19 protein-coding genes and 1 tRNA gene are annotated in these 23249 nt (G+C 58.9%); 15 read left to right on the top strand and 5 right to left on the bottom strand.

The window, feature by feature from the left end; genetic code table 11:
- The first annotated feature begins 57 nt into the window (after positions 1–57).
- From clpS to HMPREF2878_RS00265, 8 genes are all read left to right on the top strand, one after another.
- Complete coding sequence (gene clpS / locus HMPREF2878_RS00300; RefSeq protein ID WP_005511165.1) at positions 58–351, top strand: ATP-dependent Clp protease adapter ClpS; 294 nt, start codon at positions 58–60, stop codon at positions 349–351.
- A 30-nt stretch (positions 352–381) separates the two neighbouring features.
- Positions 382–933: a DUF2017 domain-containing protein gene (locus tag HMPREF2878_RS00295; protein ID WP_070546264.1), complete on the top strand. Its 552-nt coding sequence runs from the start codon at positions 382–384 to the stop codon at positions 931–933.
- An 85-nt stretch (positions 934–1018) separates the two neighbouring features.
- The gene (locus HMPREF2878_RS00290; RefSeq protein ID WP_070601156.1) at positions 1019–2122 is read left to right on the top strand and encodes a P1 family peptidase; all 1104 of its coding nucleotides are present in this window, start codon (positions 1019–1021) and stop codon (positions 2120–2122) included.
- 16 nt (positions 2123–2138) lie between these two features.
- Complete coding sequence (locus HMPREF2878_RS00285) at positions 2139–2813, top strand: rhomboid family intramembrane serine protease (RefSeq protein ID WP_016422263.1); 675 nt, start codon at positions 2139–2141, stop codon at positions 2811–2813.
- 108 nt (positions 2814–2921) lie between these two features.
- Positions 2922–3788, top strand: a complete 867-nt coding sequence (gene murI, locus HMPREF2878_RS00280; RefSeq protein WP_370548668.1) for a glutamate racemase — start codon at positions 2922–2924, stop codon at positions 3786–3788.
- A gap of 73 nt (positions 3789–3861) precedes the next feature.
- A complete protein-coding gene (locus HMPREF2878_RS00275) occupies positions 3862–4644 on the top strand; it encodes an MBL fold metallo-hydrolase (RefSeq protein ID WP_042388494.1) in 783 nt (260 codons plus the stop codon).
- 68 nt (positions 4645–4712) lie between these two features.
- The gene (rph, locus tag HMPREF2878_RS00270; RefSeq protein ID WP_049193334.1) at positions 4713–5474 is read left to right on the top strand and encodes a ribonuclease PH; all 762 of its coding nucleotides are present in this window, start codon (positions 4713–4715) and stop codon (positions 5472–5474) included.
- Entirely contained in the window at positions 5471–6172 is a 702-nt protein-coding gene (locus tag HMPREF2878_RS00265) for a non-canonical purine NTP pyrophosphatase (RefSeq protein ID WP_016422267.1), read from the top strand. The genes rph and HMPREF2878_RS00265 overlap by 4 nt, the downstream gene beginning before the upstream one ends.
- 22 nt (positions 6173–6194) lie before the next feature.
- Here HMPREF2878_RS00265 and HMPREF2878_RS00260 read toward each other — a convergent pair whose 3' ends face one another.
- Together HMPREF2878_RS00260 and HMPREF2878_RS00255 are read right to left on the bottom strand one after the other, a co-directional pair.
- Positions 6195–6548: a DUF3817 domain-containing protein gene (locus HMPREF2878_RS00260; protein WP_005511118.1), complete on the bottom strand. Its 354-nt coding sequence runs from the start codon at positions 6546–6548 to the stop codon at positions 6195–6197.
- A 33-nt stretch (positions 6549–6581) separates the two neighbouring features.
- On the bottom strand, positions 6582–6977 hold the full coding sequence (locus HMPREF2878_RS00255) for a hypothetical protein (RefSeq protein ID WP_016422268.1): 396 nt from the start codon (positions 6975–6977) through the stop codon (positions 6582–6584).
- A gap of 202 nt (positions 6978–7179) precedes the next feature.
- Between HMPREF2878_RS00255 and HMPREF2878_RS00250 the strand changes: the two genes are divergently transcribed.
- From HMPREF2878_RS00250 to HMPREF2878_RS00230, 5 genes are all read left to right on the top strand, one after another.
- A tRNA-Leu gene (locus HMPREF2878_RS00250) sits at positions 7180–7261 on the top strand.
- Between the two features lie 156 nt (positions 7262–7417).
- Positions 7418–7837, top strand: coding sequence for a hypothetical protein (locus HMPREF2878_RS00245; protein ID WP_070546260.1), 420 nt, complete (start codon positions 7418–7420; stop codon positions 7835–7837).
- Positions 7838–8019: 182 nt separating this feature from the next.
- The gene (locus HMPREF2878_RS00240) at positions 8020–8217 is read left to right on the top strand and encodes a hypothetical protein (protein WP_016422270.1); all 198 of its coding nucleotides are present in this window, start codon (positions 8020–8022) and stop codon (positions 8215–8217) included.
- 352 nt (positions 8218–8569) lie between these two features.
- Positions 8570–17707, top strand: coding sequence for a type I polyketide synthase (locus HMPREF2878_RS00235; protein WP_246821873.1), 9138 nt, complete (start codon positions 8570–8572; stop codon positions 17705–17707).
- Complete coding sequence (locus HMPREF2878_RS00230; RefSeq protein ID WP_016422272.1) at positions 17704–18108, top strand: holo-ACP synthase AcpS; 405 nt, start codon at positions 17704–17706, stop codon at positions 18106–18108. Before HMPREF2878_RS00235 ends, HMPREF2878_RS00230 begins: the two co-directional genes overlap by 4 nt.
- Positions 18109–18120: 12 nt before the next feature.
- Here HMPREF2878_RS00230 and HMPREF2878_RS00225 read toward each other — a convergent pair whose 3' ends face one another.
- The 3 genes from HMPREF2878_RS00225 to bcp all read right to left on the bottom strand — a co-directional run bounded on the left by HMPREF2878_RS00225 (position 18121) and on the right by bcp (position 21286).
- Entirely contained in the window at positions 18121–19863 is a 1743-nt protein-coding gene (locus tag HMPREF2878_RS00225; RefSeq protein ID WP_070652665.1) for a neocarzinostatin apoprotein domain-containing protein, read from the bottom strand.
- Between the two features lie 160 nt (positions 19864–20023).
- Positions 20024–20683, bottom strand: a complete 660-nt coding sequence (locus HMPREF2878_RS00220; RefSeq protein ID WP_070429773.1) for a TetR/AcrR family transcriptional regulator — start codon at positions 20681–20683, stop codon at positions 20024–20026.
- A gap of 75 nt (positions 20684–20758) precedes the next feature.
- Complete coding sequence (gene bcp, locus HMPREF2878_RS00215; RefSeq protein WP_070652664.1) at positions 20759–21286, bottom strand: thioredoxin-dependent thiol peroxidase; 528 nt, start codon at positions 21284–21286, stop codon at positions 20759–20761.
- A 150-nt stretch (positions 21287–21436) separates the two neighbouring features.
- On the opposite strand from bcp, the gene HMPREF2878_RS00210 reads away from it, so the two are divergent.
- Both HMPREF2878_RS00210 and HMPREF2878_RS00205 read left to right on the top strand, forming a co-directional pair.
- A complete protein-coding gene (locus HMPREF2878_RS00210; protein ID WP_005511166.1) occupies positions 21437–21718 on the top strand; it encodes a DUF3618 domain-containing protein in 282 nt (93 codons plus the stop codon).
- A 281-nt stretch (positions 21719–21999) separates the two neighbouring features.
- Entirely contained in the window at positions 22000–23178 is a 1179-nt protein-coding gene (locus HMPREF2878_RS00205) for an IS1249 family transposase (protein ID WP_048732261.1), read from the top strand.
- The last annotated feature ends 71 nt before the right edge of the window (positions 23179–23249 follow it).

The raw sequence follows: 23249 nt of genomic DNA, 5'->3' as shown, positions 1-23249 counted from the left end.
CGGGCCGGGGCAGTCGGTTCCGGCGAGCGCGCGCCACTCCGTACTATCCTGGTGCCTATGAGCATGCCAGCAGCAACACCGATGCCCACTATGGATGCCGATGTCGTGACGGAATCGAACCGACCCTGGCAGTGCATTGTGTGGGATGACCAGGTTAATTCGATGAGTTATGTCACCTACGTGTTTCAGATGCTCTTCGGCATGGACCGAAAGAAGGCGCACGCGCTAATGATGACGGTTCACACGGAGGGCAAGGCAATCGTGTCTTCCGGTGAGCGTGACAAGGTGGAGGCCGATGTGAAGAAGCTCCACAAGGCAGGCTTGTGGGCAACAATGGAGCAGGCTGACTAAGCCGATATTCGACAGCGGGAGAGAATTTACATGCGTCCTTGGAAGCGCAAGCGATCCCTTCTCGGCGGTGGCGTCAAGTACGTCACGGCTTTTGAAGGCACGGAGCGGGATTTGCTGCTGAATCTGGCTGCTACTGTGGCGGACTCGCTGATGGAGCGAGCCCGGTCGGCGCCGAAGGATGAGCTCGCGGAAATGACGGGAATGCCTGTCGGACACTCCGAAGCCCCATCCGATCCGAAGCTTGCGCGACTGTTGCCGGACTTCACCAAGCCGGGTGAGGAGAGCGTGGAGGGGGAAAACGCTTTCATGCGCCAGCTGCATGAATCGGAGATTGTAGAGAGCAAGCTCCATTCCCTGCGTGCGATTATCGATGCCCTGGAGCCCGCCGAGTCGGGGCAGGTATCCATTTCGGAAAGTGATGCCCATGCCTGGGTAGCGGGTATCAATGACTTACGTATTTACCTGCATGTTTCCATGGAGAACCTCAATGGCTCCATCGAACAGATTGAGCAGACCGACGCGATGTACCAGTGGCTGTCCTACAACCAAGAGTCACTGTTGGACCAGCTCATGGGTGAGTAGCGAATCCGAGCAAAACCCCGAAAAGATGCAGTAATCAACTGAGGTTAGCTGCCATGAACTGTGGTGAAAGGCGCCGTGGTCGACAATGAATTCTGAGATCTTCGCAATCAGCCCCACCGACATTCGACACCAAGCCAGCAGTGCTGCGCTGGGCACGAGCATCGACATCGGCGCAGGCTGTCTCGACTCCATCGACGGCATCTCCATCGGCCATGCTGCTGAGGGGGATACCGGAGTCACCGTCATCGCCGCTCCAGGCGGCGCTGTCGGCGCTGTCGATGTCCGCGGCGGCGGTCCGGGCACCCGCGAGACCGACCTGCTCGCACCGGAGAATACGGTCGAACGCGCCCACGCTGTCGTTTTGGCTGGCGGCTCCGCGTACGGCCTCGCAGCTGCCGACGGAGTTATGCGTGAACTGCGCGACCGCGGCATTGGCTTTGAGGTCACCCCAACTCGTCCGGATATCCTCGTGCCCATCGTTCCCGGTGCTGTCATCTTCGACTTGCTGTTGGGGGAGCCGACGCTGCCCACCGCTGCGCTAGGGCGCGAGGCGTTGTCTCACGCGCTTGACGACGTCCCGGAGGACACTCCCTCCGGCACAGTAGGTGCCGGTGTCGGCGCTATGGCTGGGGCAATCAAGGGTGGTTTTGGACAAGCCCGTGTGACCTCCGCCGATGGTAAGTACTTTGTGGCTGCCGCAATGGTGGTGAACTCCTTTGGTGCGGTCATTGACCCGGAGGGACACCTTTACGGAATGCCGGCGGCTGCCGGTGCCAGCAAGGAGGCATTGGCCCAGCTGGACCAGGTTTTCGTCGGTAGAACCAAGATTCTCGCCGATGCGGCTGGCGACGGGGAATCGTCGGCAAGCACGCGAAACACAACGATTGGCACGTTGATAACCAATGCGCCGGTGACAACTGCGCAGTTGAAGCGGTTGGCGATGTGCGGTCATGATGGGCTGGCACGAGCGATTCGGCCGGCCCATGCGCCGATGGACGGTGACACGCTGTTTGCCCTCAGCTCGGCCGAGGCGGCGGATAGCGGAAACGCTGAACCCGTGGGCTCGGATGTGGTGGCCCTGTTGGCTGCGATGGCGGCCGATGCGGTGCAGATGGCTATTGTCGATGCCGTGATGAGTGCAACGGGACGCGCGGAAGTAGCCGCGCTGTCAGAGATGCTGGACAAGTAGTGAAGGAAGTTCGCCAATGAATCCGCAATGGAGCTCGGGACAACAGCAGAATTACCAGAACTATGCGCAGTACCCGATGGGCGGTCCCGTGCAGACGCGGCGGAATAATCAGATTGTTCCACAGGATCGCGACGGCGGGCTCGGGGCGGCCATCAGTACGGCTATTGGGTACCTGGCACTTATCTGGACGGTCTTTCTTGTCAACGAATTCATCTTTGGTGGGGCGCTGAACAACTTCGGTGTGCGCCCACGCGAAACCTCGACGCTGTGGGGAATTTTGACCGCACCGCTGCTGCACGCAGATTACGGGCACATTGTGGCGAACTCTCTGCCCGGGGCGTTGTTCGCCGGTTTGATTGCAATGTCGTCGAAGCGGCTATTTTGGCAGGTCACACTCTTGATTACGGTCGTTGGTGGCGGTCTGACATGGCTGGTCGGCGGTGTAAATACCGTCCACATCGGTGCGTCCGGCCTGATTTACGGCTGGCTGGCGTTTTTGGTGGTACGCGGTTTCGTGAATCGTCGGGTGATGCAGATTATTTTGGGCGTAATTCTGGCATCGATGTATTCGGGTCTTATCTGGGGAGTGCTGCCAACACAGATGGCTGTTAGTTGGCAGATGCACCTCTTCGGCGGGCTTGCGGGCATCTGGGCTGCGGTGATGTTTAAGCGTGGTCGTGCGCGTGGCTAAGAGTGCACGTGGTTAAGAGCCCGAGGTACGTGGCATCAGCTCCTGGCGGAATCGGCCTAGAATAGGAGCTTCGGTGTTTGACCAACGATATGAGGAGTCCAGATAGCGGTGGGAGCAGGAGCAGAAACTCAGGTAGTCAATCAGCTGACAGCGCAGGATAGCGGCTTCCCCGACCGAACAGCGCCGATTGGCATCTTCGACTCCGGCGTCGGTGGGCTGACAGTGGCACGTGCCATCATGGATCAGCTTCCGCACGAGTCGATTATGTACATCGGCGATACTGCCAACGGCCCTTACGGGCCGCTGCGCATCGCCGAGGTTCGTCAGCACGCTGAAGCGATTGCCGATGAACTGGTTGCACGCGGCTGCAAGATGATTGTCATTGCCTGCAACACGGCTTCGGCCGCATTTTTGCGTGATGCCCGCGAGCGCTACCCAGTCCCAGTAGTCGAGGTCATTCTGCCCGCTGTGCGCCGTGCGGTCTCGACCACCAGGAACGGAAAAGTCGGCGTAATCGGTACCGCCGCCACAATTCGCTCCCGTGCCTACCAAGATCTCTTTGATGCAGTGCCCGGCGTGGATGTCTCCGCGGTCGACTGCCCGCGATTCGTGGACTTTGTCGAGCGAGGAATTACCTCCGGTCGCCAGATTCTGGGACTTGCAGAGGGCTACCTCGCGCCATTGCAGGCCGATGGTGTGGACACCCTCGTGCTGGGCTGCACCCACTATCCGCTGCTGTCTGGTGTGATTCAGCTGGCTATGGGGGAGGACGTCGCCCTAGTGTCGTCGGCGGAGGAGACGTCGAAGGATGTTCTGCGCATCCTCACAAAGACCGACATGCTCGCTGACCCGGAGAGTAATCCGACCCCTGTGCGCACATTCGAATCCACTGGAGATCCGCAAGTTTTTGCATCCCTGGCAAAGCGCTTCCTTGGGCCGGGTATTAGCCAGGTCACTATGCATTCCCAAATGTGACCTTTCTTATTAAATCCAGACACTCCATTGGTTTTTTGCTCGTTTTTGATCAATTACATGGCAAGCTTGAAGTATGCGATTGAAGGTTCTGGGATGTACAGGCAGCATGGGTGGCCCATCGGCGCCAGCATCTGGCTACCTCATTGAGCTGGATAACGGTCGAACCTTTGTCATTGATTTGGGTCCCGGTGTCCTCGCCGAATTGCAGAAGATCTCTGATCCTGCAGCTTGTGATTTGTTACTAACTCATGTGCACCCAGACCACACTGCAGACATTCCAGGGCTGCTCGTCTGGCGTCGCTTCCACCCGACAGCCCCGGCGAGTTCCCGGAATCTCCTGGTTGGCCCCGGAGACATTCACGACCGGATAGGCACCATGTGCAAAGCACTGGGAAGTGAAGAAGATGCCAACCTGGAAGACACTTTTGATCAGGTTGTGAGTAACCCCGGTGAGCCACTGTTAGTCGGTGGGGGCGAAGCGGACGGAGGCGCCGTCGTCACGCCGTATAACATGGTCCACCCGGTGCCAGCTGTTGGATATCGCATTGAAGCAGATGGTCTGACCATTGCGTACACCGGAGATACTGCGTGGACCGATGAATTGGTGGAGCTGGCGCGGGATGCGGATATCTTCATCTGCGAAGCCACATGGTGCAGCAACGAAGAGGGCACCCCACCGGACATGCACCTGACAGGCTTTGAGGCCGGAAAGGCAGCGACGCTGGCGGGGGTTAAGAAGCTGGTGCTGACTCACATTCCGCCATACGCCGACGGTGAAGAAGCACTACGTGCTGCGAAGAGCACCTTTGCCGGTGACGTTGAATTGGCCTACCTGGGCATGGAGCTAGGCGGCTAGTCACAGCGACTATCGGGTTTCCGTACAGCTGTCGCACCGCTTCCGCGCCGGGCGGTAGGGTAGTTGGCATGACTACAGCTAATTCCGATTTTCGCCGTGCCGATGGACGCGCGGTTGATGAAATGCGCAAGGTGACCATCACTCGCGGCTTCACCGACAATCCGGCCGGTTCTGTGCTGGTTACTTTCGGTAATACGCGTGTAATGTGCACCGCTTCCGTCGAACAGTCGGTGCCACGATTCAAGCGTGACTCCGGCGAGGGCTGGTTGACCGCTGAGTACTCCATGCTGCCGGCCTCTACCCACGAGCGCATGCCCCGCGAGTCAATGCGCGGCAAGGTCAAGGGTCGCACTCACGAGATTTCCCGTCTGATCGGTCGCTCCTTGCGAGCTGCTATCGACTTGAAGGAACTCGGTGAGAACACCATCAACATCGACTGTGATGTTCTGCAGGCGGATGGTGGTACCCGAACCGCTTCCATCACCGGTGCGTACGTCGCGCTGGCTGATGCCCTGACCTACCTGCATGCAGCGGGTGCAGTTCCGGGCACCCCGCTGAAGGCACCAGTCGCAGCTGTTTCGGTTGGCATTATTGATGGCCGTGTCTGCCTGGATCTGCCTTACGAGGAGGACTCTCGCGCTGAGGTCGACCTCAACGTGGTGATGACCGCAGAGGGTAAGTTCGTCGAAATCCAGGGCACTGGCGAGGAAGGCACCTTTGACCGAGGTCAGCTGAATGACATGCTCGACTCGGCGGAAAAGGGTCTGCGTGAGCTCGTTGCCCTGCAGCAGGAAGTTCTGCGTGCGCCGTACCCGGGTGAGCTGCCGTGAAGCTCCTCGTCGCTACCCGAAATTCTAAAAAACTAGTCGAGCTCGACCGCATCCTGCGTGCGGCGGGTATTGATTCGGTGGAACTTCTTTCGCTTAGCGACGTCCCGGAGTACCCAGAGCGCCCCGAAACCGGTCGCACTTTTGCGGACAACGCCTACATCAAGGCTTTCGATGGTGCGACACACACCGGCTACGCGTGCTTGGCAGACGATTCGGGGCTCAGCGTCGATGAGCTAAACGGCATGCCGGGTGTGCTCTCGGCGCGCTGGTCCGGCACTCACGGCGACGATGTCGCTAACTACGAGCTGCTGCTCGCCCAGATGGGGGACTGCCCAGATGAGCGTCGTACGGCGTCCTTCCGTACCGCCTGCGCGTTGGTCGTCCCCGGTGTCAAGGAGGTGCCGTCCGCGCTTGCCGACGGCGGTTTCCCAGCCGTCCTCGATGAAGCCGGTAATCTGCTGCTGGTTGTAGAGGGCCGCTGGCCTGGCGCCATTCTGCGCGAGCCTGTTGGGGACAATGGGTTCGGCTACGATCCGGTGTTCGCGCCCGCAGTTGGGGAGGGCAACGAAGCTGAGGGGGCCTTGTCTGCGGCACAAATGAGCGCCGAAGACAAGGACGCTTTTAGCCACAGGGGGCGTGCACTGCGTGCCTTGACTCCGGCGCTGAAAATTCTGGCTGAGGTTGAGGCTAAGGGGTAGCCCTCGGGCTGCCGAGAGCCCGCTACTTCAGCTGGAAAGCGGTCTCGACTTCCTCACGACGCTTCTTCTCGACGAAGAAGGAGAGGAACGGGACCACGCCACCGAGCGCGGTGATAATCCACTTTGCTGGTTCCCAGCGGGCCTTGGTACCCAGGTTTACGGTGGCAATGAGGAATGCCATGTAGCCGAAGCCGTGAATCTGGGCGGTGTAGAAGAACCACCGCGGCGCGTCGGCGGAGTTGTCGAGGATGAGGTACTTGTAAATCATCTCGGCACACAGCAAGAGCAGCATCACACCCGTGAAGTAGGCGGTGACGGAGAAGTACGTCAGTGCCTTCCTTACGCGCTCTTGACGATCTGGATTGATGTTGGTCACTAAAAGTCCTTTTCTCGAATAAGCAGTTATCGCCTAGGCGTTGGTGCCAGAATCCGTCGATTGTGTCTCATCCACACGCTGCACCTTTCGCGAGCCATCTGGGTTGGTCGGCAGGAATTCGTCTGGAATTTCCGTCATGACATCGTCTTTAGCCTCAAATGCGGCCTCGCTATTGCCGCTCAGGCGTTCGCGTTCGTACTCCATGTATTTGCGGTAGGCCCAAATAAAGAACAGGCCGAAAGCTGGCCACTGCAGTGCGTAGCCCAGGTTTTGGAATGAGCTGGTTGTGTTCCACCTGCTGAGCTGCCAGTAGGCGAGTGCAAGAGTGGCGCCGACTGCAAGAGCCAAGAAGATTAGTTGCACCACGCGGGTACGAGTGGGAATCTTCGCTGGCTTGTCAGTGGTATTGGAATGCTGTGAAGTGGACACATAACCACCATAGCTAGTCCGTGACCTGCCAAGCTAGCGCGCTCGCTGGATAGGCAGGGGATGGGACATTAGGAAATCTGCGGCAAACCCGTTAAAGTGTGTACAGTCCAAATGAGCTGTGAAAGTTCGTTGTGCCTGTAGGTGGCTAATAGGTAGTCCATGCTTACGGGGACTGTACGTAACTGTCACGGATTCGCGACGGGCGCCTGTGGCGGAATTGGCAGACGCGCTGGATTTAGGTTCCAGTGCCTTAGGGCGTGGGAGTTCAAGTCTCCCCAGGCGCACACATAAATACCCCGTGACTATGCAGGTCACGGGGTGTTTTCGTTCTCCAGCCCGCCAGATTTTTCGCCCTCATTACGCTGCGTGCCCAAAATCTGCCCCATTTCCCGCCCGAAGCTATTCCAAGGTCGCTAATCTCCCGTGCACGGTGTAGAACCATGACTATGAAAATTGTTGTCTGCGTCGTTTATCCCCGCTATCCGGATAACACTGAACCTCTCGGCGGGTTCGTCGAGTCCGAGGAGACCGCCCGCAAGATAGACGACTGGTGGCGTGCACAACCTGGCGACATGATTGGTACCTGGGAAGATTTCGAGGTCGAGGTCGAAAGCCGCGACCAGATTCTCTACGGGGTATTTAGTGGTACGCCCGCCCACAAGATTGACGAGCCAGACTACTACGACCCTATATGTCACGGGGTGTACACCGACCGTAAGGTGGCTGAACACGCAGCTAAGCCGGAGACAATGTGGGAGGCCAACAACTGCCCTCCTAAGTTTGTGCTTCCGTTCCGCCTGGGCTGGAAGTTTGACCGGTATTTCCCCGATGGAAAACCCTGGCCGCCAGACCGGTCGTAGACCTGCGACAGTTTTCGCATCGATAAGGGGAACGCAAGACGGGGCAGCCGCACAGCGCGCGTGAGTACCATTCTGGGAAACCTCTGTCCGCTCATTCCACTGCGTAGGGCAATCGAATCTGTCGATACAATGACGCTGATCGAATCGTATCTTGAATCGTAAGGTGGAAGCAGGGAGGCAACATGAGCATCTCGATGCATCTGGATGAGTACATGGCGCGTCGTGGCATAGTTCCCGACGACACTGTGGTCAACGATGATCCCTGCGCAATCTTCGACGGCAAGGTCGAGCGCGATGGTAAGTCGCAGCAGGACCTTGAAGAGTCAGAGCGGCGCTTAGAAGAAGCGGAGTCCACAATTCTGGATATGCTAGGCGATTAATCGAGGAAAGATTGAGCGTTCTCGGCGCCCATTGACACGCATTCCGGGTGTGATGTTCATCACCGATTGGGCATAAATTGGCTCGGTCTTCCGCGTTTTATTTTCCACCGCCGGCGCTGCCAGGGTGGTGAAGCGCAAGCAACTTTTCGACAGGGGAACACTGTTTCCTACCTGCGAAGTTCTTGCGCTTTCGAAGCGTTGTACTCGCTGATTTCGCAGCCGTGTTCAGCCTCTCGTTTTGGGGCTGCAAATTATCTTCGCGTTGATGGCGCCGCGAAACTGCGCGAGAAAAACATGATGGATTCCTCATGATTTATGGCATAGTGTCCTGGCAAGGATTTGGAAACAAAAGATGTTTTCATTTCGTACTCCACAAGACAAGGACCTCAGCCACGTGAAATACGAAAAACTCGCCACTTTGCAGACCAACGTCGTAACTGCTCCAGACCTGGGCACTTTTGCAGTCACTTTCGCCGGTCAATCGCAACCATGGCTGGACACTCTCTCCAGCGTCATGGCCAGTGGCAACTCAAAGAAACTACGGGAAGTTTTCACTCGCGCTGAGGAACTGCTCACACCGCTTGACGACGATCTCATCGGCCAGCTTCCCGCAGGTTTCGACCCCTTTGGCTGGGCAATCTCACTCGTTACAGACGAGCCATTTACCGGAGATACAACCAACCCTGCGGTCAGCGTCCCGGGCATCGTCTTGGCACAGTTGGGCATTGTCGAGTTGCTGGAAAAGCAGGGAATTAATATCACCGAAGCGGTAGCGGTAACCGGTCATTCGCAAGGTGTTCTTGCCGCTGAGATTGTCGCTCGCCCAGAGAAGGCAGCAGAGCTTCTGGCGCTAGCTCGCCTCATCGGTGTGGCGTGTGCGCGCGGAAGCCGAGTAGCCGGATTTGGGCACGCGCCGATGATGAGTATCTCTGGCCTGACGGTCGAGGAGTTGGAGCCTTTCCTCCCCCAGGGCTGTGTCATCGGTCTGAAGAATACGCAGACTACCAGCGTAGTTATCGGCAAGCAGGATGAACTAGACCAGCTGGCAGAGCAGCTCACAACGCAGCAGCCGAAGGGTCGGAGAGTCGAATGTACAGTTCTGCCAGTTAGTGGCGCATTCCATCACCCAGCGCTGGTACCTGCTGTGGCATGGGTAGTGGAGCGAGCTGAGCGCATTGGGCTAGATGCGGAAACGGCGGACCGGCTTGCGCGTGCAATCTTGGTTGACCCCAGTGACTGGAGCGCCGAGGTACGGGGGCTCATCGACCAAGGAGCAACCACCATTTTGGATCTGGGGCCGAACACAGGCGTCGTCAAGCTGACAGAACGCAACGCTGAAGGCTATGGCGTGGCGGTGATTCCTGCGGCGACAGCTGCGGGGAGGGGCGTCCTGTCTGAGAGCGACATTGAGCACCCGACATCGTGGCTGGAGTTTGCGCCGCGTCTGGTCACTGGAGACAAGCCCCGTGTCGAGACGAAGTTCACCAAGTTGACCGGGCGCTCGCCAATTCTGCTCGGCGGTATGACCCCGACAACCGTTGACCCTGAGATCGTGGCGGCTGCTGCGAATGCGGGGTTCTGGGCGGAGCTGGCCGGTGGCGGCCAAGTCACGCCGGAAATCTTCGAGGCTAATGTGGCGCGACTCTCCGATCTGCTCGAGGAGGGGCGCAGTGCACAGTTCAACACCATGTTTTTGGATCCGTACCTGTGGGGTTTGCACATTGGAAGCCGCCGTTTGCTCCCGCGCGCAGTGGCAGCGGGGCGACCGATTGATGGAGTCACCATCTCCGCGGGAATCCCCGAGGTGGACGAGGCAGTTGAGCTAGTAAAGCAGCTGCGTGAGGGCGGGATTCCGCATATCTCCTTCAAACCGGGCACAATCGCACAAATCGAGTCGGTGCTCGAAATTGCAGACACCTTGGCGCAGCAGGGCACACCGTATCCAATCATCATGCAGGTTGAAGGTGGGCGTGCCGGCGGCCACCATTCCTGGGAAGACCTCGATGACCTGCTAATTAACACCTACGCAAAGATCCGCAAGCGAGATGTGGTGCTTGCTGTTGGCGGCGGTATCGGCAAGCCAGAACAGGCCCGTGATTATCTGATGGGCACGTGGTCGACACGGTACGGATTGGCGCCGATGCCGGTCGATGCTGTCATCATCGGCACAGCTGCGATGGCAGCCAAGGAGTCGACCGCCTCTGAGTCCGTGAAACAGATGCTGGTCGACACCGTCGGCACTGACAACTGGATCCCCGCTGGTAGCGCCATGGATGGCATGGCGTCGGGACGCAGCCAGTTGGGCGCTGATATCCACGAAATTGATAACGCCGCAGCACGCGCAGGCAGATTGCTTGACGAAGTCGCAGGTGACCTCACTAAGGTCACCGAACGACGCGCAGAGATCATCGAGGCAATTAACGCCACCGCGAAGCCGTACTTCGGGGATGTCGTCACCATGACGTATGCCGAGGTGCTGAATCGCTATCTCGAATTGTGTGCGCCCGAAGGGACGTTCCTCGATCCAACGTGGTCGACGCGCTTTGTCGCACTCGTCGATCGCGTAGAGGCACGATTGAATGCAGTCGACGCGGGCACGTTTGACGCGCTTGCCGACGGCGACAGCTTGCGCACTCAGCCGCAGAATGAAATCTCGCGACTATCCGGCCTGCTGGATCTGGATACCCAGCTCCACCCAGCAGATGTCACCTTCTTTATCTCTGAGCTCTGCCGCACACCTGGCAAACCTGTGCCATTCGTTCCGGTTATCGATGATGAGGTTCGTCGCTGGTGGCGATCGGACTCCCTATGGCAGGCGCATGACTCTCGCTACGATGCGGATCAAGTCTGCATCATCCCAGGGCCGCAGGCTGTTTCGGGCATTACCCGCGCGAATGAGCCAGTAGCGGAAATTCTGGGTCGGTTTGAAAAAGCTACTGCACAGGCATTGACGGATACCGGCTACCTGCCGGAGGCACCTGTTGACGCCCTCAGCCGGATGCTCGCAGCACCTGTGATTTGGTGGGCTGGTCGACAGCAGCCGAATCCGGCGCTGGCACTTGGCGCGGAACATGAGTGGGTATGTGTATCTGACGCAAGTGATGTCTCTCGTTCACAACGCCTGGAGCACCCAGGTACTGGTGCCATTTTGGAGACCATTGGAGCTGATGGCAGCAATGATGAGGGCGGGGAGGAGCTCGTCTGGGCACAGCTGACCGTTCCGCTGCCCGATGCTGCGGGGGAGAATACGCAACTGCGAATTCGCCTGTGCCAGAGTGCAGCGGTGGGCGCAGTGCCCGTCGTCAAGCATGAGGATGCGGCAGCCGCGATGCGGGAGCTGACGCGAATCGCGGCTGGCGGTGAGCTTGCAAACATCGTCGATGGGGTCGCGGAGTGGGAATCCGTGTGGGATCCGATGGCGATGGCTGACTACGATGCGGTCACTATTGCAGCTGCCGGCGATGAGTCACAGGCGACGGTGCCGGACGCGTTGGTCGGGCATGCTTGGCCAGCGATTTTTGCGGCAGTCGCGCAGGCGCGTACTGAGACCGGCATTGATGTTGTTGAGGGCATGCTCGCGCTTGTTCACCTTGAGCATCACATTCGTATGATTGGAGCTCTGCCGCAGGAAACCACAACGTTGCGGATTAGTGCGCGTGTCGACGAGGCCGTTGATACGGACTTAGGGCGACTAGTTGTGGTGCGCGCGGAGGTTCGTGATGGCGATACGCTGCTCGCCACCTTGAGTGAACGCTTTGCCATTCGTGGCCGAAACGGCGGCGAGACAGCGCGGACCAATACTGTGCCATTTCCAACGGTCACGGATACGCCACGGAGTTTCCGCGGTGCCTTGACCGTGGAAGCGCCTAAGGCGATGGAGCCATTTAGCTGTGTCACGGGCGATCGCAATCCTATCCACGTCGATTCCCGGGCAGCAGCGCTAGCTGGTCTACCAGGGGTTATTGTCCATGGAATGTGGCTGTCGGCGATGGCCGAGCATGCGGCTGTTGCCACGTCGGATGCCGGCATTGGCAATCGGGTGATTGAGTTCACTGCGACTATGCTGAGTCCGGTTCTACCTGGTCAGGAAGTGAAATTCTCTGTCGAACGCCGTGGTTTTGATGACCGTCCAGGCGCCGGTGAAGTCCGTGAAGTCACGGCCACAGTAGAGGGCGAGCTGGTACTGACTGCCACTGCTGTAATTGCCGCACCGACGACTGCATATGTCTTCCCTGGCCAGGGGATTCAATCACAGGGGATGGGGCTGTCTGCCCGGACTCGCAGCGTAGCGGCCCGCCGCGTGTGGGACCAGGCGGATGCGATGACCCGAGAGAAGCTTGGCTTTTCCGTACTGGCTATTGTTCGGGACAACCCGGTAGAGGTGGTTGTGGATGGTGTGCGCTATTTCCACCCAGAAGGTGTCCTGAATCTGACTCAGTTCACCCAGGTTGCGATGGCGACGTTGGGGCTGGCGCAGGTTGCGGAGCTCCGTGAAGCAGGGCTGCTGGATGAAACAGCTCACTTTGCGGGACACTCTGTCGGTGAGTACAACGCGCTGGCGGCTTTCGCTGGTGCGCTTGACGCAGATGCCGTGTTGGAGGTTGTCTACCGCCGCGGTTTGACCATGCATGAACTGGTCGAACGTGATGAGCAGGGGAGGTCCAACTATGGTTTGTGCGCCCTGCGTCCGGACAAGATCGGCGTACGCGAGGACGAGGTCACTGAGTTTGTTAATCGGTTGTCGCAGGAAACCGGTGAGTTCCTCGAAGTCGTAAATCTCAACCTGGCAGGCAAGCAGTACGCCGTCGCCGGCACCGTCGCGGGCCTTGCGGCACTGGCTGAACAGTGCGAGCGCCGCAGCTCGGACGGCAAGGGATACGTGCGTATCCCAGGTATTGATGTGCCATTCCACTCCAGTGTCCTACGCGACGGTGTGGATTCCTTCCGTAAACACCTGGAGCGGCTGCTGCCAGCGGAAATCGCTCCAGAACGCCTGGTGGGACGCTATATCCCGAATCTCACCGCGACCTCTTTTGAGCTGACCGAGAAGTTCGTCCGCCAGATGGCTGCAGTCGTCGACTCAGACATTCTGGAAAACATCCTTGCCGACTTTGATACTGCTGCTGAAAACCCGGCGCGCCTGGCCCGCATGTTGCTGGTCGAGTTGCTGGCCTGGCAATTCTGCTCACCGGTGAGGTGGGTCGAAACTCAGGATCTGTTGCTTGAGGATCTCGGTGTCAGCCGCATTATTGAAGTCGGTGTAGGTACAGCGCCCACACTGGCAAACCTGGCTGCCCGTACCTGCCAGTTGCCCCGCCACCGAAGCCGTGACATTCGAGTGCTCAATCTCGAGCGTGATGCTGATGCAGCGTTTATGCGCGACCAAATTCAGCCGGAAAAGACTGAGCCCGAGTCGGAGGTGACACCAGAGCAGGACGCGGCGCAGACCCTATCTGGAGCAGCAGGAGCATCGGGAGAAGCAGGATCAGCGGCGCCGGCGGTATCCGCAGACCAATCCGCGGCGACCGAACAGGCAACCACGATCACGAGTGCTGCCACTCCGGCTGCCGAAGTTGCTGATATCGCAGTCAGCCCGGCAGAAGCGCTGGAAGTTCTTATTTGCCAATGGACGAAGGTGCGCCCCGACCAGCTCGGCGCCGCCGACTCCATTGAGACTCTGGTCGATGGAGTCTCATCTCGACGCAATCAACTGCTGCTCGATCTCGGAGTGGAATTCGACCTCGGTTCAATCGAAGGGGCCGCAGATGCGGAACTGGCTGATCTAAAGGACAAGATTGATAGCTTGGCCAGTGGGTATTCGGCATTCGGTCCGATTCTCTCCGAAGCCATTGCCGACGGTATTCGCCGGATTACCGGTCCTGCCGGTGCAGGCGCGAATTACATCGATGACTATGTGGTCGATGAATGGCAGCTCGGCAAGGGGTGGGCAACCGCAGTTAGCGCCGAGATGATGCTCGGTACTCGTGAGGGCGCATCCCTGCGCGGCGGTGATCTTGCGCATCTGGCACCGGCCGCCCCAACCAGTACTGCTGAACTCAACCAGCTGATCGATGAAGCAATCCTCGCGGTCGCCTCGCAGCGAGGTGTATCTGTCGCTAAGCCGTCGGCAAGCGACAGTAGTGCTGGGATGGTCGACTCGGCTGCACTCACTGAGTTTGCAGATAAACTGACTGGTCAACGAGGAATTCTTGCCACCGCTGCACGCACGATTCTGGAGCAACTCGGCCACGAGATTACCGGTGCCATTGACTTCGATGCCGAAGACGCCGACAGCAACCTGGTAAATCTCGTCACTGCTGAACTCGGTGCGGACTGGCCGAAGCTGGTCACCCCGACGTTTACGCCCACCAAGGCAGTGCTGCTCGACGACCGCTGGGCCACCTCCCGCGATGACCTAGCACGCCTCTGGGCAGCCGCTGATGAAGACGTGGCTGACACCGCGCCGGGCAGTATCCACGAAACCGCAGTCGAGCAGGCACAGTGGTGGGCTGCCAAGGCAGACGCGGCAGGGCGAACACAGTTGGCGAGTATCTACCGACAGCTGGCGGATGAGTCCATCACGAATGTGGACGAACTATCGATGAATGCCGACATCGCAGTTGTTACCGGTGCATCGCCAAATTCGATTGGCTCCGCTGTGACTGCACAGTTGCTGTCTCAGGGAGCAACCGTTGTTGTCACTACCTCACGCCTGGGACATGAGCGCCTGAGCTTCTACAAGCAGCTCTACCGCATGCATGCGCAGGGCGAGGCGAAGCTGTGGGTGGTACCGGCGAACCTGTCCAGCTTCCAGGACCTGGATTCCCTTATCGACTGGATCGGAACCGAGCAGACTACGACGATTGGTGCGGAAGTGGTTGTGACCAAGCCTGCACTGTCACCGACGTTGCTATTCCCGTTCGCGGCGCCTACGGTTTCGGGTTCGCTTGCCGACGCCGGTCCTGCGTCCGAGACCCAAATGCGTCTGCTTCTGTGGTCGGTGGAACGACTCATCGCAGGGATGTCAGCACTTGGCGGGGACAATAATCTGGACCATCGTTTGCATGTGGTGCTGCCGGGTTCACCGAACCGTGGTCGCTTCGGCGGTGATGGTGCCTATGGTGAAGCCAAGGCCGCACTCGATGCAGTGGTGGCGCGCTGGAATGTGGAGGACGCTTGGCGCACCCGCACCACTCTGGCTCATGCACAGATTGGTTGGGTTCGAGGCACCAACCTGATGGGTGGAAACGACCCATTGGTTGCTGCAGTGGAAGCAAAGGGAGTTCGCACCTTCTCCACCGAAGAAATGGCAGCTGAACTCATTGAGCTCGCGAGCTCGGAGGCTCGGAAGAAGGCACAAACCCGCCCGATTCAGGCCGATCTCACCGGCGGATTGGGTGACGTCGACCTCAACATTGCGCAATTGGCGCAGGAGGCTGCGCAGGCGGCTGGCCCAACAGCTCAAAGCTCCGAGGTCGCTAGCGGGGCGCGTTCGCAGGAGCCGTCGTCAAGCCGTGTTTTGAGCGGTCTGCCAAGCCCTCGCCGACCAATTGCGCAGACAACACCGACCTTTGGTGACATCGCAGCGGCTCTGGAGGACATGGTGGTCATTGTGGGCGCCGGTGAGCTTGGGCCGTACGGTTCTTCCCGGACGCGCTTTGAGGCTGAAGTCGATGATATTTCTGCAGCAGGAATTGTGGAATTAGCCTGGTCAATGGGGTTGATTTCCTATGAGGGTGGCTGGCGCGATGCCGACGGGCAACCGTTGGCAGAAAGCGACATTGCTTCGCGTTACCGCGATGAAGTGCTGGCGCGAGTTGGTGTGCGTCGTTACGCCGATGATGGCGATTTGGTTGATAATACGATGACTGAGCTGACCACGGTCTACCTGGATCGTGCGTTGAGCTTTGCTGTGCGTGACCGCGCGGCAGCGGAGACTTTTGTCAGTTCCAACCCGGACAACACCACTGCGAGCTTCGATGCCGAGACAGGGCAGTGGCTTGTGACACGGGCCGCTGGCACGCCAGTTCAGGTTCCGCGCCGAATGGCGATGAGCCGCTATGTTGGCGGTCAAATTCCGCAGGGCTTTGACCCGGCACGCTACGGTATTCCGGCAGACATGATGGACAATCTGGACCGCGTGAGCTTGTGGAACATTGTCTGTACTGTCGATGCCTTCTTGTCATCGGGCTTCAGCCCAGCGCAGCTGCTGGAAGCGGTCAACCCGGCGCGAGTGTCGTCGACACAGGGCACAGGTATTGGTGCGATGGAGTCGCTGCGCAGTCTTTACATCGACGGCCTGCTGGGGCAACCGCGAGCCAATGACGTCCTGCAGGAGGCATTGCCAAATGTTATTGCCGCCCACGTTATGCAGTCGTATGTCGGTGGCTACGGGCAGATGATTCACCCTGTGGCAGCCTGTGCGACGGCAGCGGTGTCGGTGGAGGAGGGCGTCGACAAGATTGCCCTGGGTAAGGCAGATTTTGTTGTCGCGGGTGGCTTTGATGACCTATCCACAGAGGGAATCACAGGTTTCGGCGACATGGCCGCCACAGCTGACTCCGCCACCATGGAAGACAAAGGCATCGAGCATGAGTACTTCTCCAGGCCGAACGATCGTCGACGCGGAGGTTTTGTGGAATCGCAAGGCGGTGGCACGGTGCTGTTGGCTCGCGGAGACATCGCCCGTGACATGGGGCTCCCCGTGCTCGGTGTCGTCGCATACGCCCAGTCCTTCGCCGACGGCGCGCACACATCCATTCCGGCGCCGGGTTTGGGCGCGCTAGCGGCCGCTCAGGGCGGCGAGAAGTCTCGGTTGGCTCGCGCCCTTGCAGTACTCGATGTCACTGCGGATCAGGTCGCGGTGTTGTCCAAGCACGACACCTCGACCAATGCCAACGACCCAAATGAGTCCGAACTGCATGAACGCATTGCAGATGAACTCGGTCGCGAGCGCTCTAACCCGCTGTTGGTGGTCTCTCAGAAATCGCTGACGGGACACGCTAAGGGTGGTGCTGCAGCGTTCCAGATCATTGGTCTGACCCAGGTGTTGCGCAGCGGCATTGTGCCAGGTAATCGATCGCTGGACTGCGTCGATCCCGCATTGGCTGAGCATTCGCGTCTGGTATGGCCAACGAAGGCAGTCAATTTCGGCAATACGTTGCCGCTGAAGGCTGGCTTTGTTACCTCGCTCGGGTTCGGACATGTCTCGGCACTGGTGGCAGTCGTGCATCCGGAAGCTTTCTACCAAGCGATAGTGCAGCACGATGGCGCTGAGGCTGCGGAGCGTTGGCGGTCCGCGGCGTACAACCGCGAAGCGGCTGGTCTGCGTCGCATTGATGAGGCTATTTACGGTGGGGAAGCCCTCTACGAGCGTCCACGCGAGCGAAACCTGGCGGACGGTGGTCGGTTCGGTTCACCCGCTGCATTGGAAAAGGCAGTTCTGCTTTCCGACGGCGCCCGTCTGATCGATGGTGTCCTCCAGCCATGATTGGCGTAGACCTCGTCTATATTCCGGGCTTCGAAGAGCAGCTGAATATGCCAGGAAGTCAGTTCGCGCAGGCTGTTTTCACACCTGCGGAGCTACTGGTAGCTAGGCGCCGCGGAGCAGTCGGCGGCGCGCTGGCGCGTCACTTAGCGGGCCGCTGGGCTGCGAAGGAAGCCTTCATCAAGGCCTGGTCGCAGACCCTCTTCGGCAGCCAACCGCCGATTGCGCGCGATCAGCTGGACTGGCGGGAAATAGAGGTGCAGCCGGATGCCTACGGTCGCGTGAGCATCAGTCTCCACGGTGCTGTGAGCCGCCATTTCCACGATCAGGAGTGGCAGCTGGGGCCGTCGTTAAGCATCTCGCACGACGGCGACTACGCAATCGCCGTCGTACGCCTGGACTAGTCCGGCACCGCGCTAATCGACGGACTTCTGACGGCGACCGACCAGGATGCCGGCACCGAAGATTAGCGCGCCCAGGATTGCGCCGGTTCCGGCGACTGCGGCGGTTTGGAGCGGGGAGTTGGTCGCGGCCTGCTGAGTCTGCACATCAACTTCGTCGAGGCCATTGCCGGAAGCGTTGGACTTTGCGGAAACCTTGCCAGATGCCTTGGAGGAGCCGCTGGCCTTGGACTCTCCGGTCTTGGAGGCACCGGTCTTCACAGCTTCTTCGCGTTCCTTGGCGGAGCCGCCGACGCTGAGGTCCGTGGCCGTGTCCTGGCTGCGGTCGGAGGAACCGTGAGCAGCAAAGGTGTAGAGCGCGCAGTCATTTTCGACGCAGTTGGCGGCCGAGGTGACGGCCTCGACATTGAGCGTTGTAGAGAAGCTGCCGTCGGAGGACATCTGGGAGGTGCGCACAAACTCAGCGGCGGAGAAAGCATCAGCGTTGGTGGTGGAGAACTTGTTCTTCTCAGCCACTGCGACGTAGATGCCGTTGCCGCTGGTCTTGAATCCGCTGCCGGAGACAGTAATTGCGGTGCTGCCCGATGGGTTCAGTTCCGTGGTGGAGAGGCTTACCGACGGGGTGCCGGTCGAGGAGCTGCTGCCGTTGGAGCTGCTGGAGCCACTGGAAGCGCTGGTGCTACTCGTTCCACTAGACCCTGTGCTGCCACTGGTGCCGGAGCTTGCGCTGCCTGCGGACTGTGAGGAGCCACCGCCGGAGGGCAGGGTAGCGTCCTGCTTGGCAGCTCCGCCGGCAAACGATACCGCGGTCGCCGTGTCCTGGCTGCGGTCGGAAGAACCGTGAGCAGCAATGGTGTAGACCGAGCAAGCGTTCTGCATGCAGTCTGCCGTGCCGAACTTCGCGCTGACCGGAAGATCCACGCTGAAGCTGCCGTCGGACTTCAAGTTGCCGCGAGAGGTAGACACAAACTGGGTATCCGGGCCGAAGGAATCGGCGTTGGTCACATCCATCTGGTCATTTTGCGCGATACCGACGTAGATGCCCGGTCCAGAGGTCTTGAATCCCTTGCCTTCAACTCGAATGGTGTCGCCGCTCGGGTTCAAGTCTGAGGTCTTGGACAGGCTCACCGATGCGTTACCCCGTGACTGCGACGGTGACTGCGAGCCCGAACCAGTGCTCTGGCCACCGCTCGGTGCCGCGCTGGTGGAACCCTGTGATTGAGCAGCCTGGGAAGTAGCACCCGCCTTGAAGGTGATGGGGACCCACTGGTCATTGCTGCGGTCAGAAAGATTAGGGAACGCAGTAAAGGAGGCTACGTAGCACTGGGTGGAGGTGCAGTCGACATCGCCAAAGCTGGTCGCGACCTTCATCTCCTGCGTAAAACTTCCGTCAGCGCCGACTGTCACCTTGGCCGCTTCGCCGTAGGTCGAAGGGTAGCCCGACTTTGGCTTCTCGATTGTCTGGGCCAGGTAAATATTTGCGTTAGCGGGGTAGCCGACTCCCTTGATGGTCACGGTGGCGCCGTCGGACAGATCGGTGGCAGGGGTCACAGAGAGCTGGCGCTCAGACTGATCGGTGCTGCCGCCGAGAAGGTCGCCGATGCCGGGGAGCGAACCGCCGAGCTGTCCAATCGATGGCAGTGACTGTGCCGATGCGGGGACTGCGGGTAAAAATCCCGTACTCACTACGATTGCCGAAGCTAGAACAATAGAGCGGGGAAGCAGGCTCCGTCGGAAAGCGCCCTGCGTCGTGGACATGTGAACCTCTGATTCTGTTTGGGAGTTCCGGCGCAGGCGCGGCGAAAAACAGGGAACCCCACCGCGCTGACCAGAGTAAAGCGTAAACTAAGGCAAGCCTACCCTCCGCGTATTGATAAGGGCAATAAATGCCCCTGCCGAGGTGGGCGAGGGGCGCTCTCTAGTCTGCGGCCTCCGCGACGCTCATGAGATAAGAGATTGTCATGCGTTTGATTTCCTGCACCGTCAGCTCGTAATGAGCTTCCCGCTCAGCATCGCTTCCCGGATGGTCCACCGCATAATTCAGCAGGGCGTACGTGGCGTTAATCATGAGGTCGGAGATGAAGTTCAGTTCCGCATCGCTTGACGACGGCACCAGCGGGCGCAGCACCTTTGAAATCTCGTTGACCAGGCGTGACTTCGTATCTTCTGCAGTTGCGCGTGTGGCGGGCGTTGATTGAACAGCCAACCATACGGCTCTTCTAGAAACGTCCTCGCGCCAGAGCTTTGCCAGGTGATCGATGAACTCCGAGAGAAACTCCGGCCATTTCAAGGTGGGGACTGTTTCTCCGAAACGTGAGACTTCCTCGATGACGGCCTCAGTGTCCTGACGGTCGAGCTCGCAGATCATCACATACTTGTTTGCGAAGAATTGGTAGAGCGTGCCAATGGGGATATCTGCGATGCGAGCGACTTCGTCGAAAGTGAAAGACTCAAACCCGTGCTCGATGAGCACTGTGCGTGCCGAGCTGAGCATGCGTGCGTACCGCTCTCGGCTGCGTTGCTGAGCCGGAGTGCGACGGGGACGAAGAATATTCGGTGCGTCCTGGGATTGAGTCACTACTACGAAACCGTCTAATCGGGATGATGTGGGAGGAGAGTTTGGGGCCAGGGTCAGAGTAGGCCTTGCGGCTAGTTAGCTTTCGGAAGCCTGTGATTCCACACCCAAGTCACGCAGTACGCGCTGGACGTGCCCCTTGGCGCGAACGTTGTACCAGGCCTTTTCAATTTCTCCATCGGCATTGACCAGGAAAGTCGAGCGGATGACGCCCTGGACAATCTTGCCGTAGTTCTTCTTCTCGCCGAAAGCGCCGAACGCGGTCATGGTTTCCTTGTCCGGATCGGACAGAAGGGTGAAGTTTAAGCCGTGGTCCTCGCGGAACTTTGCGAGTTTCGCCGGCTTGTCCGGAGAAATACCTACGACTGGAATGCCGGCATCGTTCAGGGCAGCGGATTCATCGCGGAAGTCGCATGCCTCAGTGGTGCAACCTGGGGTGTTGGCCCGCGGGTAGAAGTAAATCAGCACGGGCTTGCCCGCGTAGTCCGACAGAGAAACCTGCTCTTCGGCGTCGTTGAACAGAGTAAACGCTGGGGCAGGATTGCCAGGTTCCAGTCGGATGTTGTTCTGGCCGTATTCTTTGTCGCTGGAGGAAGAAGTAGTCATGGCTTAATCGTATCGACTCTGGAGCGGTGCGTGGCGACTCTGAAGCAATGCGTTGAGTTTTTCCCCGTGCTCGCCCACGTTGCTGTAGTGGAAGTGTTAGTCTTTTAGGCGAACAATCACTTTAGATATTCAACTTTTTAGGGAGTTTACGTGGCTCGCAGCATTGAAGATATCCAGCGCGATATTGAGCGTAACCGTAACCAGCTCGCCCGTACTCTGGATGAGCTAACCGTGCGAACGAATCCGAAGAACGTTGCGGATGACGCAAAGACCCGCGTTCTCGATGCTCTGAATGAGCCGAAGGTGCAGGCAGCACTGGGTGTCGTTGCCGCACTTGTTGTTGGCGGCATCGCAATGGGCATTCGTCGCAACCGTAACCGCAGCAAGGAAATCGACCGCATTCGCGAGATGATTGAGACTGCTGCTAAGTAGTTTTTCGGTAGTTAGCGCACGCGCTTCGGGTAGTTACCTGGGGCCGTGCGCTTTTGCGTATCTAACCCTTGTTTGAGTCAGGCGTGGGGTGCGAGCGAGGGGTGCAAGTTGGCACCTGCGGGTTAAACGACAGAAAGTGTGTCTGGATTCGGTGATTTGTAGTGGTTGACCTCTAGGTTTCAGAGAAATATATGCTCCGGGAGCATATATTTGGCTCCGGGACGGTAAATCCGCGGTGTGGCAGCAGTGATGTGCTACACGCGGCGTGGTGTGGTGTCGCAATGTCAAAGAACCAACCACGCTGCCACTGCGGCGATGAGATGAAACGCAACGGCACTACCAGCAAAGGAACTACGAGGTGGCGATGCAAACACTGCGGCGCGTCGAGTGTGAAGCGCCGCAGCGACATCACCAATTCCACGGTTTTTGCCGCCTTCATTGACCACCTGACCACTGGCGCCAGCCTCGATACCGTTGCCAGTCGTGTGGGATGCTCACCGCGCACACTGCAACGCCGCTTCGAACCCTTCTGGCTCGTTGACGTACCAGATCCCACCATCGGACATATCGGGCGGGTTTACGACCAGGTGTTTCTAGACGGCACATATACCGCCGGCGGCTGTTTGATCATTGCCGCAACTATCGACCATGTCATCGCCTGGCACTGGTGCAAACACGAAACCACGCGCGACTACCAACGACTTCTCGAGCGCATCGAAGCCCCACTTATCGCCGTTATCGATGGCGGCCAGGGAGCGTTTAGCGCGATCAAAAAGTGCTGGCCCACCACGAAAATCCAGCGTTGCCTCGTCCACGCCCAACGCGTTGTACGCCGCTACACCACCTCACGGCCCCGGACTGATGCCGGGCGCACCATCTACCGACTGGCGCTGAAACTGACCCGGATCACCACCCTGGACCAAGCAGCAGCATGGGGTGCACAACTGCACGAATTCTCCACGATCTACCGTTCCTGGATGGACGAGAAAACCACGGTCAAAGACCCTAAAACAGGTACATGGACCCGCACGTGGACACATCACAACGTGCGCAAGGCCTACAACAGCCTCAACCACCTCTGGCGCTCCGAACTGCTGTTTGTCTACCTCACCCCACCAGAAGGTGTGCTGGAGAAAAACCGGATTAAATCCACCACCAACAGCCTTGAAGGCGGCATCAACTCCCAGATCAAACTACTTGCCAGAACACACCGCGGCAGATCAGGCGAACGACAACGCCGAATGCTGGATTGGTGGCTCTACTTAAAAACCGAACTGCCCGACGATCCAGCACGAATCGCCAGGCAGTCCAACTGGGGCCAGGACCAACTCGCCAAAGTTTCCACCCTGACCCAACACGAGAACCAAGCCGACCACGAAACAGGACGACCAGCCCTCTACGACAACGCTATCGACACCGACTACACCCACTCAATCGGCATCCAGAAAGGCCAAATCTAACCCCCGCGCGACACGCCGAGCCAGACACACATTTTGTGGGTTAAGTAAAGAAAAGTGTGTCCGCATGCCAC

The sequence above is a fragment of the Corynebacterium sp. HMSC065H09 genome (genome assembly GCF_001812845.1).
Lineage (GTDB): Bacteria > Actinomycetota > Actinomycetes > Mycobacteriales > Mycobacteriaceae > Corynebacterium > Corynebacterium jeikeium_D.
The sequence above is the reverse complement of the archived record's forward strand: the minus strand, read 5'-3'. Positions and strand labels throughout refer to the sequence as shown.